This is a genomic window from Pseudomonas sp. Marseille-Q5299 (genome assembly GCF_943737035.1).
GTDB classification, from domain to species: Bacteria; Pseudomonadota; Gammaproteobacteria; order Pseudomonadales; family Pseudomonadaceae; genus Aquipseudomonas; species Aquipseudomonas putida_E.
Genome location: NZ_CALSFR010000013.1, coordinates 12,851 through 25,679, shown reverse-complemented (window position 1 = coordinate 25,679; position 12,829 = coordinate 12,851). Strand labels below are relative to the sequence as shown.

At 61.9% G+C, this 12,829-nt stretch carries 14 protein-coding genes; 8 read left to right on the top strand and 6 right to left on the bottom strand.

All coding sequences use genetic code 11. The features are described from left to right. Nucleotides 1-110: 110 nt before the first annotated feature. On the top strand, nt 111-413 hold the full coding sequence (locus NGJ21_RS24715; RefSeq protein ID WP_115274385.1) for an RcnB family protein: 303 nt from the start codon (nt 111-113) through the stop codon (nt 411-413). Nucleotide 414: 1 nt separating this feature from the next. On the opposite strand, the gene NGJ21_RS24710 is transcribed toward NGJ21_RS24715, so the two are convergent. After that, the gene (locus NGJ21_RS24710; protein WP_119687428.1) at nt 415-1,575 is read right to left on the bottom strand and encodes a GGDEF domain-containing protein; all 1,161 of its coding nucleotides are present in this window, start codon (nt 1,573-1,575) and stop codon (nt 415-417) included. 223 nt (nt 1,576-1,798) lie between these two features. Between NGJ21_RS24710 and NGJ21_RS24705 the strand changes: the two genes are divergently transcribed. The 4 genes from NGJ21_RS24705 (at nt 1,799) to NGJ21_RS24690 (ending at nt 5,975) form a co-directional block, all read left to right on the top strand. Beyond that, a complete protein-coding gene (locus tag NGJ21_RS24705; protein WP_046785716.1) occupies nt 1,799-1,978 on the top strand; it encodes a hypothetical protein in 180 nt (59 codons plus the stop codon). Between the two features lie 51 nt (nt 1,979-2,029). Beyond that, complete coding sequence (locus NGJ21_RS24700; RefSeq protein ID WP_039604046.1) at nt 2,030-2,416, top strand: glycine zipper domain-containing protein; 387 nt, start codon at nt 2,030-2,032, stop codon at nt 2,414-2,416. A 182-nt stretch (nt 2,417-2,598) separates the two neighbouring features. Next, complete coding sequence (locus NGJ21_RS24695) at nt 2,599-4,428, top strand: SLC13 family permease (RefSeq protein WP_251962825.1); 1,830 nt, start codon at nt 2,599-2,601, stop codon at nt 4,426-4,428. Between the two features lie 125 nt (nt 4,429-4,553). Continuing rightward, on the top strand, nt 4,554-5,975 hold the full coding sequence (locus NGJ21_RS24690) for a GGDEF domain-containing protein (protein WP_174142216.1): 1,422 nt from the start codon (nt 4,554-4,556) through the stop codon (nt 5,973-5,975). Between the two features lie 6 nt (nt 5,976-5,981). On the opposite strand, the gene NGJ21_RS24685 is transcribed toward NGJ21_RS24690, so the two are convergent. After that, nucleotides 5,982-6,743, bottom strand: a complete 762-nt coding sequence (locus NGJ21_RS24685; RefSeq protein WP_115274382.1) for a sulfite exporter TauE/SafE family protein — start codon at nt 6,741-6,743, stop codon at nt 5,982-5,984. Nucleotides 6,744-6,842: 99 nt separating this feature from the next. Here NGJ21_RS24685 and NGJ21_RS24680 point away from each other — a divergent pair, with 99 nt between their 5' ends. Beyond that, the gene (locus tag NGJ21_RS24680) at nt 6,843-7,763 is read left to right on the top strand and encodes a LysR family transcriptional regulator (RefSeq protein WP_115274381.1); all 921 of its coding nucleotides are present in this window, start codon (nt 6,843-6,845) and stop codon (nt 7,761-7,763) included. Nucleotides 7,764-7,879: 116 nt separating this feature from the next. Here NGJ21_RS24680 and NGJ21_RS24675 read toward each other — a convergent pair whose 3' ends face one another. Both NGJ21_RS24675 and NGJ21_RS24670 read right to left on the bottom strand, forming a co-directional pair. Next, entirely contained in the window at nt 7,880-8,074 is a 195-nt protein-coding gene (locus NGJ21_RS24675; protein ID WP_115274380.1) for a hypothetical protein, read from the bottom strand. Between the two features lie 196 nt (nt 8,075-8,270). Further along, nucleotides 8,271-8,489, bottom strand: a complete 219-nt coding sequence (locus tag NGJ21_RS24670; RefSeq protein WP_174142157.1) for a hypothetical protein — start codon at nt 8,487-8,489, stop codon at nt 8,271-8,273. Nucleotides 8,490-8,836: 347 nt separating this feature from the next. Between NGJ21_RS24670 and NGJ21_RS24665 the strand changes: the two genes are divergently transcribed. Further along, the gene (locus NGJ21_RS24665; protein ID WP_046785709.1) at nt 8,837-9,022 is read left to right on the top strand and encodes a hypothetical protein; all 186 of its coding nucleotides are present in this window, start codon (nt 8,837-8,839) and stop codon (nt 9,020-9,022) included. Between the two features lie 318 nt (nt 9,023-9,340). After that, nucleotides 9,341-10,561, top strand: a complete 1,221-nt coding sequence (locus NGJ21_RS24660; RefSeq protein WP_119687431.1) for an amidohydrolase family protein — start codon at nt 9,341-9,343, stop codon at nt 10,559-10,561. A 17-nt stretch (nt 10,562-10,578) separates the two neighbouring features. Here NGJ21_RS24660 and arfB read toward each other — a convergent pair whose 3' ends face one another. Both arfB and NGJ21_RS24650 read right to left on the bottom strand, forming a co-directional pair. Next, entirely contained in the window at nt 10,579-10,992 is a 414-nt protein-coding gene (gene arfB, locus NGJ21_RS24655) for an alternative ribosome rescue aminoacyl-tRNA hydrolase ArfB (protein ID WP_046785705.1), read from the bottom strand. A gap of 668 nt (nt 10,993-11,660) precedes the next feature. Then, the gene (locus tag NGJ21_RS24650; protein ID WP_115275510.1) at nt 11,661-12,827 is read right to left on the bottom strand and encodes an OmpA family protein; all 1,167 of its coding nucleotides are present in this window, start codon (nt 12,825-12,827) and stop codon (nt 11,661-11,663) included. Nucleotides 12,828-12,829: the final 2 nt, after the last annotated feature.

Sequence of the window (12,829 nt, the reverse complement as noted above, 5' to 3'; positions counted from 1 at the left end):
CATCCTCGGGGCAAAAAAGAAAGCGACTCTAGCACTGCGCAGCATTGCGAGTGAATTGTCACACGGGGGCTGTTGTCGCAGATAAGGCATGCCGCCAACAGGAGATTGTCATGAAAGTACCTCGTCTTTTGCCTTCACTGCTACTCGCCGCCCTGCCCTGCCTGCCAATGATGGCGTCAGCCGCACCCTCGGCTGAAGAGAGCGTTACCGCACCAGAAACTCACAACCGCGAACTCAAAGTGGGCGACAAGGCCCCCGACCAGTACAAACGCGACGACGAAGCCTTGACCGACTGGAAGGCCAAGGGCCTGCCAGCACCGGAGAAAGAAAGCCACTGGGTACGCATGGGCGACCACTATGTACTGGTGCAGATCACCAATGGCGTTGTGCTGGCCATCCACCCGGCGTCCTGACTCAACCGGCAGCGGTCAACGCCGCCATGTGCACCGTGTTGCGCCCGGCTGCCTTGGCCTGATACAGCGCCGCGTCAGCCTGGGCGAGCAGGCTCGCGGTAGTGTCGTGCGGGCCAGGCACGCCGCACCACAGCCCCACGCTGAAGCGCAGCGTGATCTGGCCACCGGCAAAGTGCGCCGGGCTGAGGGCAATGGCCTCCCTCAGGCCCTGCAAGGCTGCCATCGCGCCGTCACGATCGGTGCGTGGCAACAGCAGCAGAAACTCCTCCCCCCCATAGCGGCCAAGACTGTCGCCGTTGCGCAGGCGCTGCTCCAACTGACGCACGCAATGGCACAACACCTCGTCACCGGCCAAGTGCCCATACAGGTCATTGATACGCTTGAAATGGTCGAGGTCGATCATCGCCACGGCCAAGCTGCTGCGTTCGCCACGGGCGCGGTCCAGCTCGCAGGCAAAGCGCTCCAGAATCGCCCGCCGGTTGTAGGTACCCGTCAGCACATCGCGCAAGGCCAGGTGCTGCAGGCGTGATTCGCTGCGCTCCTTGGCCATCAGCACCAGGCCGATGGAGTACATCATCACCGTTACCGTACCGATGGCGACGGAAATGCTCTGCTTGAGGTTGCTGGTGTCGTAGCGCATTTCCACGGCCGTGCCATTGACCACTGCAAGCGCACGCATGCCCAGCCCGACCAGGCTGACAAGGGCGCCAATCTGCAGCAACAGGTGCGCCCTGCCCGGCCGTTCGACGTGGCGCCGCACCCAGTACAGGATCAACGTGCACTGCAGCATCAGCACCAGCGTCGCCAGCAGCATGCGCGGCTCCACGGTGTCGAGCAGCAGCATCAGGCCCACCAGCATGCAGGCGGGAATGATGAAGACCTGCCGCCACGGCACAGCCTGCTCGCGCACGCGAAACAGGCTGGCCGAATAGAAGGCCAGGGCCAGTGAAAGCAGGCTGTTGCCCACCCCGTAGCTGAACCACAGCGGGGCGTGCCCATAAACGGTGTAGCAAACGTAGGCCAACGCGTGGGCGAGCAAACCGCAAGCGGTAAGCCAGAGGTTGTCTTGGCGATTGGACTGGCCGACCAGCAACAGGCAGAACGCCAGGATGGTCGCGACCAGTGCAACGGCGGCGAACAGCGTGGGTGTATGGGCGATCATCATGATTCACCGTGTGGCAGATGGCCGTCTTCGTTGCGGCCTGTGCCAAGTCTAAGCGCCCAGCCGCAGTCGAGCCATGACCGAGCGGGACAGAACAGCAGCCGGCAGGCACGCCACTCGTCGTCACCGCGGCAAAAAATTGCCCGCCCAGGAAACCAAACGGATCGATCACAGTCTCAGCAAGTGTCCCGTAAACCTATGCGGATCAAGGACCTATATCGTGATGACCCGCCTTGCAAGCCTTTCTCTGATCGCCGCTTTTCTGTTGGTTGCCGGCTGCCACCATCATCGCTACCACGATGACGATGGCGGATGGCGCGATGGCGACCGTGATCACCGCCACCATCACCGGCATGACCGCGACGATGACGATCGCCGCTACCGTGACCGCGGCTATCGCTGACACGTCTTTGCAATCCACTCTTAACCTGATGATTCTTCGAGGCTCCCTATCATGCGTCTGACTTTGCCTTCCCTTGCCCTTGGCCTGCTGCTGTGCCAAGGCGCTTTCGCCGGTGACGGTACCGCCGCCATCGGCGGTGGCCTGGGTGGCGTCCTGGGTAATGTTGTCGGCCAACAGCTCGGCGGCAGCACTGGTGCAGCTGTCGGCGCAGGCCTTGGCGGTGCCGCCGGCAGCGCGGTGGCTGCGCGCAAGGGCAACCGCACCGAAGCCGCCATCGGTGGTGGCCTGGGCTCGGCAGGCGGTTCGCTGTTGGGCGGCAAGGTCGGCGGCTCGACCGGCTCGACCATCGGCGCCGGCCTGGGCGGCGCGGCAGGTGGTGCGATTGGCAACCACCTGGGTGACAACAACGGCAAGAAGCACCGCCGCCACCGTCACTGATTCAGCGCAGCCTCTGCAGGGGCCGGCTTGCCGGCTCCTGCATCGATCACCCAGTCTCCCGCCGCCTTAACAAGGCAAACCCTCTCCCCGCTGACCCTCATCAACACCCTCTTCACCACAAGCTGCCACACTGACTGCTACTGTCTTTCGTGCCCCCTTGAGTGAAGGAACACCCCCGCCCCATGAACCAGGAACTGCTCTGGGTCCTCGGCCTGCTGGCTGTCGTCATCATGCTCTTTGTCATCAACCGACCACGCATGGACGTCGTCGCGCTGCTGGTGATTCTCGCCCTGCCACTGTCGGGCATCCTCACCGTGGAGCAGGCCCTGGCCGGCTTCAGCGACCCCAACGTGGTATTGATCGCTGCCTTGTTCGTGATCGGCGAAGGGCTGGTGCGTACCGGCATCGCTTATCGCATCGGCGAATGGATGAGCGACCGGGCAGGCAACAGCGAGGCGCGCCTGCTGGTGTTGCTGATGGTTTCAGTGGCCGGGCTGGGTTCGGTGATGAGTTCGACGGGCGTGGTCGCGATCTTCATCCCGGTGGTGCTGAGCATCGCTGCACGTCTGCAGATTTCGCCAAGCCGCCTGATGATGCCGCTGAGCTTCGCCGGCCTGATCAGTGGCATGCTCAGCCTGGTGGCCACACCACCCAACGTGGTGGTGCACAGCGAACTGGTACGCCAAGGCGAGCAAGGTTTCAGCTTCTTCAGTTTCACGCCGTTCGGCCTGGTGGTGCTGGTGCTGGGGATTGGCTACATGCTACTGACACGCCACTGGCTCAACGGCGAAGTACGCAAGGACGGCCGGGTGGAGAGCCGCCGCACCCTGCTCGACCTGGTACTGGACTACAAGCTCAACGGCCGGGAGCGGCGGCTACGTATTCGGGCGCAATCGCCGTTGATCGGCCATACCCTCGGGGAGCTTGAGCTGCGCACCCGGCATGGCGCCAACGTGATCGGTATCGAGCGCCAGCACAAGTTCACCACGCGGGTGATCGCCGCCGATTCGAGCACCGTCCTGCAGCAGGGTGACGTGCTGCTGCTCGACCTGTTCGCCAATCGCGATGACCTGCGCAGCCTGTGTCAAACCATGCAACTGGAACCTCTTCATTTCAAGGCCGCTTATTTCATCGACCAGTCCCAGGAGTTGGGCATGGCCGAAGTGTCCCTGCCCCACGGCTCGCAACTGATCGGCAAAAGAATCCTGGACCTTGCCTTTCGTACCCGCTACGGCCTCAACGTGGTTGGCTTGCGCCGTGAGCAGGCGGCGATCGACGAGCGACTGGTGGAAGAACCGCTGCGCCTTGGCGACACGCTGCTGGTCGTCGGCCCCTGGAAGGCGGTACGCCAGCTGCAAAGCCAGCCAAAGGACTTCCTGGTACTGAGCTTGCCTGCCGAGATCGACCAAGTGGCACCGGCCCGTACCCGGGCACCCTATGCCCTGATCAGCCTGGCGGTGATGGTCGGGCTGATGGTCAGCGGCGTGGTACCCAATGTGATCGCCGCGTTGATCGGCTGCCTGCTGATGGGGGCCGGGCGCTGCATCGACATGAACAGCGCTTACCGCGCCGTTCACTGGCCAAGCCTGATATTGATCGTCGGTATGCTGCCCTTCGCCCAGGCGCTGCAGCAGACCGGGGGTATCGACCTGGCAGTGGGCGGGCTGGTCAGCCTGCTGGGCGGCGCCGGGCCGATCGCCATGCTCGCCTGCCTGTTCACGGTCACAGCGGTGATCGGCCTGTTCATCTCCAACACCGCCACCGCCGTACTGATGGCGCCCGTTGCCATCAGCACGGCAACACAGTTGGGCCTTTCGCCCTATCCGTTCGCCATGACTGTGGCCTTGGCGGCATCCGCGGCGTTCATGACCCCGGTTTCCTCACCGGTGAATACCTTGGTGCTCGGCCCGGGCCAGTACCGCTTTGCCGACTTCGTCAAGGTGGGCGTGCCCTTCACAGTGCTGGTGATGCTGGTGACGGTACTGATGGTGCCATGGTTCCACGGTTTATGACGCCAGAGGATATTGGCCATTATCCTGCGCGATCTCGGCAGATTGACATTGAGTGGCCTGCGCAAACAAACTGGGGTGTTATTGCCCCAGGTGCCCACAGCCGTTGTCCTGGATTTCGTCTCCGCTTGTCGGTCGAGCCTATGGTTTTTCCAGCCCAGTCGCGCTTGTTGCCCTATTTCGCCGTGTTCGGCCTGACCTTCGCCCTGACCCTGGGCGGCATCCTGGCACGGCCAATCGAATCCTTGTCCCTGTTCTGGCCCGTCAATGCAGTGCTGGCCGGTGTGCTGTTGCGCTACCCGCGCCACGCCACCCCGGTGAGTTTCACCCTGGCCTGGCTGGCCATGATCGCCGCCGACCTGGCTTGCGGCAGCGCCTGGCTCTCGGCGCTGTGGCTCAACCTGTGCAACCTGAGCGTAGTGGTGACGGTGTGGCTCTTGCTGTCACGCTTACCGCGCCTGCACCGGCGCATGCGCAGCCCGCAGGGAGTGCTCAGCGTATTCGGTGCCTGCGCGGCCGGTGCCATGGTGGCGGCTTGCATGGCCTGCGTGGTGGCTGCCCCGTGGTTCGAGCAATCGCTGCGCACCACCTGGCTGGCGTGGTTCAGCGAGCAGTTCTCGACCGCAGTGCTGGTGCTGCCGGTGCTGCTGACGGCGCCATCGGCGCGCGCGCTGGTCCGCAGTGGAGCCCAGGCCGTAAGCCTGCCCCCCTTGCTGGTGCTGCTGGCCTCGCTGGTCTTCAGTATCGCCTTCGGCGGACCGGGGGCCATTGCCTTCCCGATCGCAGCACTGCTGTGGTGCGCATGGACCTACTCACCGTTTCTGGTTTCATTGCTGACACTGACTACCGGCAGTACGCTGATCGTTGCGGTGGCGCAGAACCTGATGCATTTCAGCGCGCCGCAAAGCGAGCTTGGGGTCACCACATTGATGTCGGCCCGTCTGGGCATCGCCATGCTGGTGCTCGGGCCGCTGGTGGTTTCTTGCGTCAGCCAGGCCAACCGTAGCCTGCTGGCGCGCCTGGCGCATCAGGCCACCATCGATCACCTGACCGGAGCACTGACCCGCAGCGCCTTCACCCGCCGCGCCAATGCCCTGCTCGACAGCCGCCAGCAACATGCCCAGGCATTGCCGCTGACCTTGATGATGCTCGACATCGACCATTTCAAGTCGATCAACGATCGCCATGGCCACGCCGTAGGCGACCAGGTGCTGCGCCAGTTCGCCCACACCCTGCAAGACCAGTTGCATGAAGGCGAGCTGGTGGCGCGCATGGGCGGTGAAGAGTTTGTAATCCTGCTGCCGGGCCTCGCGCCAGACCGGGCCAACTTCACCGCTGAGCGCTTGCGCAGAGCGGTCCAGGACCTACACCTGGCGCAGGGCGACGAGCGCCTGCAGATCACCGTCAGCATCGGCCTGGACGGCTGCGCCGGGCATGAACCGGCGCCGGGTCTGGACGAGCTGTTGGCCCGTGCGGACCAGGCGCTGTACCGCGCCAAGGCCCACGGCCGCAACCGTGTCGAACTGGCAGAGGCACAGGGCGCCGGGTAATTTGACTCACCCCATCAGCAAATCCCAGGACAACTTGGCGATCAGCACGCACAGCAAGACCAGGAACAGCCCGCGCACAAAGGCTGCGCCCTTGCGCACGGCCAGCCAGGTCCCGGTCAGCGCCCCAAGCACGTTGCATGCGGCCATGGGCAAGGCAATGGCATAAAGCACATTGCCCGATGGCACGAAGAACACCAGCGCCGCGAGGTTGGTGGCGATGTTGACCACCTTGGCAGAGGCCGAGGCGTGCAGGAAGTCCAACGCGAAAAAGCGAATGAACAGGAAGATCAGGAAGCTGCCGGTTCCTGGCCCGAACAGGCCGTCGTAGAAGCCAATGGCGCCACCGATCAGTACCGCCAGGCATTGCTCCTTGCGGCCGATCTTCGCCGGCGCGTGCAAGGTGCCGAAATCCTTCTTGCAAAAGGTGTAGATCGCCATCAGCACGATCAGCACCAGCACTGCCGGGCGCATCACGCTGGGCGGCACCAGCGACACCGTGGCCGCCCCTGCAAACGACATGATGAACGCACTGAGCGCCGCCGGCACGATCAACCCCCAGTCCAGGGTGACCTTGCGAATGAACGAGCGCGCCGCGAAAGCCGTACCGCACACCGATGCCAGTTTGTTGCTGCCAAGCAAGGCCGCAGGTTGCGCCGTGGGCAATACGTTGAACAGCGCCGGGATCTGAATGAGCCCACCACCTCCTACCGCAGCATCGATCAGGCCGGCGGCAAAAGCGAACAGGGAGAGTACGGCGATATCCATCATGGCGCGGTTCCAGGCAGTGAAAGCAGACCGCAAGGCTAATCAAATCGGCGCGCCTGTGTTGAAATGCCATATTGCAAAAACTGCAACCAGGAGACCTTCATGGCATTGGACATGCTGCGCGAAATCCAGGCCTTCGTCAGCGTCGCGCACAAACGCAGCTTCGTCGCCGCCGCCCGCGCCCTGGGCCGCTCGCCCAGCGCCGTGACGCGGGCAGTACAGGCTTTGGAAGACAACAGCGGGTGCAAGCTGCTCAACCGCAATGCCAATGCGGTGACTCTCACCGAAGCCGGCGAGCGGTTATTGCCCCACGCCGAACGCTTGCTCGATGTGCAACGTGATGCCGCCGATGAATTGGCCGCACTCAGTGGCAGCGCACAGGGCTGGATCCGCTTCGGCGTGCCGCAATTGCTTGGCGAACATGTGCTGCCCGGTGTGCTGGCGGCGTTTTCCCGCCGCCACCCCCAGGTAACGCTGGACGTCCACTACCGTGACGAGGCGCTTGACCCTTTGCTGGGCAAGCTCGATTTCGTGGTCCGCGGTGCGTTTCCACAATCAAGCGAGCTGATCGGTTACCCACTGTGGCGCTACCAGCGCCATCTGTACGCCAGCCCGGACTACCTGGCGCGCCATGGCATACCCAAGCGGCCAGAGGACCTGGCTGACCATTCGCTGATCCTGCATACCGCCCCGCGCATACTCAAGGCCTGGCACTTTTGCCAAGGTGGCCGAATCACCAGCCTGCGCCCCCATCCAAGGCTGCGACTGAGCTCAGGCGATGCGGTCTACCACAGTACACTGGCCGGTGCCGGCATTGCCCGCCTGGCCGACTGGGTGGGCGAGGCACAAGTCGGTGCCGGCCGGCTGGTGCGTGTTTGCGCAGATTACCGGCTGACATCCAGTACCGGCCAAGACCCGCAAATGCACGCTGTGTATCCTGCCGGCGAGTTGCCAGCGCGGGTCCGTGAGCTGCTGCTGGCCCTGCGCCAGGCGGGCAATGGGGGCAACCGGCAGGCTCGCTGACATCTGTTCAAATTCTGCTCAATTCAACAGAAGCCGCAAACGGCTTGGCTTACAGCATTTTATCCACAGACCTACCCACGTTTTTTGTGGACAGATTTCCCCGCGTAAAGAAGGACTTATCGCACGCGCAGTAGCGCTGCATTCGCCGCCTTGACCAGCTCGATCCACTCAACCGCACTGATCACGCCTGATTGCTCAAGCGCATCGGCACTGCGCAACGCCTGGTCGTATTCATTTTCTTCGAGAATGCCTGCGGTCAGGAAGCGGCTACGCCACTCCAGCAGCGCTGAAGGGTCCTTCTTGCATTCCATCTATATGTCGACTCCAAGGTAAAAGGCCGGCCCACTGCCGCGACTCATTATGACGCGAGCGGGAGAGTACACGAGGCCTTTTCACTTGAGAACGACTTGCAGCTACCGCCAGTCTAACGGTATACCAAGGACCATTGCCGCAACGGCCCGACGCTGGCTCCCCTGGCAAAAGGGCGGGCCGGAGGGGGGAGTTTTGTCAGCCAGGAGGGATGGTGCCCAGTAGGCCTACCAAAAGGGTGAGCAGAAGAAAACCACCCAGAAATAGCGCGAGCTTGCCCATCAGAACCTCTTCAATGTGATAGCAGGGATGAAAAGCATTATCGGCGCAGCGCTGATACGGATACAGATTCAGGTTTGATGAAAAAAGGCGTATCAGATGCGATCGGCCACGCATCCAGCCAAGCGTGCTCACCATGTGGCAGTGGTCGTGGGAGGTCACAAGAGCGCGTTTGACTTGTCGACACCGGCATACAATTGCAACTTTAAGTTTCAGTGCATAGCTGGCCAGCCTGCCAGCAGCATGATGCCTCTTTCAACGGTCAGGTCATCACAGGCTCAGCAATTACGGGCATCAGACGCAAGCCTGATCTACACGAATAGAAACAGCCTCTAAATTAATTTGTAGGAAGTTTTCCCCCTTACTGTAGGCCGCATCTTGGTGCCGAGTACCTGCTGTATGAAACCTCAGTTTCCGCAGCAATATCGAACTGCTAGGGTCCATTTTTCCTACAACGGCACGGAAGCCTTCAGCATGAGGGAAACATGGACCAGTTCAATACTTCTGGCCTGGGTCTGCAAAAATGCCTGCTCGCATTACGCAAAGAGCGGGATCTTCTGAAAGCACAGGGCAAAGATGAGGAGGCGCAACGGCTTACGCGAAAAATTGCGGGGATGGAGGCTACGCTGGCAGGGATGCCCCTGGAGATGAAGCCGCCGACGCTGCAGTAGCACTGCCCTTCCCTGTGCCGATGTTCGCTCGTCAACCACTGCGGGCTGAATATCGATTTGGGGCCGCTTTGCGGCCCATCGCCGGCAAGCCAGCTCCCACAGGCACAGTGCAGACCTCAAGAACTGCATGGTATCTGTGTGGCCGGCTTGCCGGCGATTGGCTGCGTAGCAGCCCTGATAACGCTAACTGACAGGCATTACCCCTAGCGCTGCCTGCATCCAGAAATGCACTGCAATCGATCCTGATAATTAATTTGTGGCGTGTGCGGATCCTGCCTACCGTGTGTCATCACTCAAGCCTGGGAAAAAGGCCCGACCATGAATGACCGCGAGTTCATCAATGCCATCGACGCCGATGGCCTGCCCCTGCACATTGCCGTAAAGAACGGGCGCATCACCCATATCGGCCCGCAGCGCGCCAGTGAGCCGGCCCGCGAAACCATCGACCTTGAAGGGCTGCTGGCGTTGCCTGGGTTCGTCGATGGCCACATTCACCTGGACAAGAGTTTCGTCGGCGACCGTTGGCGCCCGCACCAGAGCGTGGCCTCCCTGCGTGAACGGCTGGCGGTGGAAAAGCGCGAGCTCGCCAGCGCCCCGCCTATTGTCGAACGCGCCGATGCCCTGATTCGTCAGGCCGCCGCCTTCGGCACCCTGGCCATGCGCTGCCATGTGGATGTGGACGCCACCACCGGCCTTGCCAATCTGCGCGCCATCCTCGAAGCCCGCGAGAAGTGGAAAGACCTGATCGACATCGAGCTGGTGGCTTTCCCCCAGGCCGGCGTGGTGACCTGCCCCGGCACTGCCGAAGTAATGGAGGCTGCCGTACGCGAAGGTGTGCAGGTGGTGGGCGGTATCGACCCGACCACCCTGGACGGTGACGCCGAAGCGCAGCTGGACATTGTTTTCGGCATCGCCGACCGGCACGGGGTGAAGGTAGATATCCACCTGCACGAGCCAGGTGACATCTGCATAGCCCAGCTCGAACGCATCGCCGCGCGTACCCAGGCACTGGGCATGCAAGGTTTGGTGGTGGTGAGCCATGCCTATGGCCTGGGTGATGTTGTCGACAGCGTGGTGGACCGCACCGCCGAAGTGCTGGCCGGTGCAGGCGTGTCGATCATGACCAACGCCCCGGGCGAGCACGCTTTCCCGCCCGTGCTGCGCCTGCGCGCAGGCGGTGTGCGAGTGTTCACCGGCAACGACAACATCCAGGACGCCTGGTGGCCCTACGGCAATGGCGACATGCTGCAACGGGCCATGTTGGTCAGCTATCGCTCGGGCTTCAACACTGACGAGGAACTGCGGGTAGCGCTGCACATGGCGACCGAAGCCAGTGCCGGGGTGATGGGTAAAAAGGGCTATGGGCTGAAGGTAGGCAACGAAGCGAGTTTTGTGCTGTTCAAAGCCCCGAATGCTGCCGCTGCGGTGGCGGCAGCGCTGCATGAACGGGTGATCGTGCGCCACGGCGCGTTCTGGGGCGGGCCTGCGCAGTTGCAACTCAAGGCGTCGCAGTTTGCTGCAGAACTTCGCCGCAGGTGATGTAGGTGATCCCAGGACTAGAACTCCACCTTGCCCCGACCCGCCTTGACATTGCTCCGCCTGGCTTTGCCTTCCAGGCGGCGGGTCTTCGAGCCGAGGGTCGGCTTGGTGGGGCGGCGTTTCTTCTCGGTCTTGCCGGCTGTGGTTATCAACTCGGCAAGACGCGCCAGTGCGTCAGCACGGTTCTGCTCCTGGGTGCGGTACTGCTGGCCCTTGATGATCAACACGCCCTCGCCGGTGATGCGACTGTCGCGCAGCGCCAGTAGCCGCTCTTTATAGAACTCGGGCAACGATGAGGCAGGGATGTCGAAGCGCAGGTGCACGGCGCTGGACACCTTGTTGACATTCTGCCCACCCGCGCCCTGCGCGCGGATGTATGTCAGTTCGATTTCGGCATCCGGTAGATGCACGTTATTGGAGATGGTCAGCATGACATGGCCCTTGTAATTGCGCCCATTATCACAGGGTTCTCCGTTCTCCCATAGAAAACCCCGGTTTCTGGATAGGTGTCGGCCGTGCCGGCTTTCCGGCGATGTGGCCCATACTGATTACAGAGCATTGGATTGCTGCCCGCCATAGGCTGACATAGACCGATCAAAACACCCACATCTTGAGCGCTGGAAACACCAGGAAATCAGATTTTCCCTCGTCCTTGTAGCCCATTTCCCAAACATACTCGCACTGCGCTTTTTTCCGTCGCGGCCACTGTAGCTGCGCTCCAGTCTCGGCATGTCGTTGCTCATCAACGATACAGCTTTGACAGGCTGTGACGGTAAATCCCACAGACAGTCTCAGTTTTATGGTGGCTGTGCGTGTGGGCACGCTTGCGTGCGCCGGAGTTTTTCGTGATTTTACCGCCGGTCTGTCAACCCACGTACAGCTGCCCCCCCCCCCGCGACGCAGATGCCCTCAGGAGAAGCGTGAAGATCTCCCGCAGCGTGCGAACCGCTTCGAGGCGCCTCAACCTAAGTAAGTGGTTGTTGAAGAACAGCGGCTTGCCCTTAGCCTTACGCTTCTTGTTCAGCAGACTCGGGGCAGCGATGTCAGCAATGCTGCACATTGGCGCAGTTCAGCATTACATCGCCTTGCAGGTACGCCATCACGCAGCCTCTCTTCCCCGAAACGAACGCCCTACGGCCTCCAGCTCGCCACATGCATCTCCCTGAGGTACCAATCGAATGTCCACCCGACGATTTTCTGCGCGACCATTCACGGTGTCGTTGCTGCTGACCGGTTGACTGGCGGCAACACCTTGGACAGCAAAGCAACTGTCCGGGATATCGCCCATACGCTGCATCCAGTCGCGAACAGCGGAAGCGCGGGCACGAGAAAGATCGAGATTCTTGGCTGCATCGCCTCGCGCATCCGCATGCCCGGAGATAACGATCAACCAGCCAGGCTGGGCCTTGATTCCAACCAGTGCATTGACCAGCAGCTTGGTTGAACCCGGCTTGAGTTCGGCACTGCCAGGATCGAACAGGTTCAAGCTGTCGAGTTGGATTGGATCGGACGTAGGGGGTTCTTTGGCTTGCCTGGATGACCACTCTTGCCAACCTAACCACCCCAAGCATGCAATAGTGACCATCAGCAGCAGCAACCACGGCAACACGACACGCTTCTGCGCCGGAGGCTCGACTACAAATGTGTAGGTCGAAGGGGCAGAAACGGCAGCAGCCATTTGAGGCGTGATGGATGGCTCAGCAATCGTCGCCCAGGATTGCAGAGGAAGCGGCATCGCCGCCACCCGGCCTCCTGGCATACGCTGCAGGAGGCTGGCCAGTTGGTTTCGGAAGACCTGCAGCGCAACCAAAGGTGCATGGCCAAGGCGTTCCAAGCGGTGCTCCAGGCGGTTCAACTCGACAATCAGTTCGCTCAACCCCGCCGAACTCGACCTGCCCCACGCCACCATGCGAACCAAGGGATGCAACTGAGTAAACAGCCATGCAATGAGATCGATGCGAGCTGACGCCTGCACTGGCCATACGCGCGGCCACTCATCGCTCAGTGTAGCGAGCAGCGCCACACCCTCGGTCAAGCCCGTCACACCCGTGCGGTAGCTACGCGCCAGTACGAACGCCACCGCCGTCTGCAGCTCAATCCCGTTCAGCTCGAAGAGTCGCAAAGACAACCCCTCAACTTTTGCCCAGTCCACATCGGGACAGGCGGGGTGCGTGAGCTTGGCCAGCTCACCGTGCAACACCTTGAACTCATCGAAGTTGCCTGGATCCCCACCCAAGCGAACACGCATCCCAAAAAGTGCCGTCATCT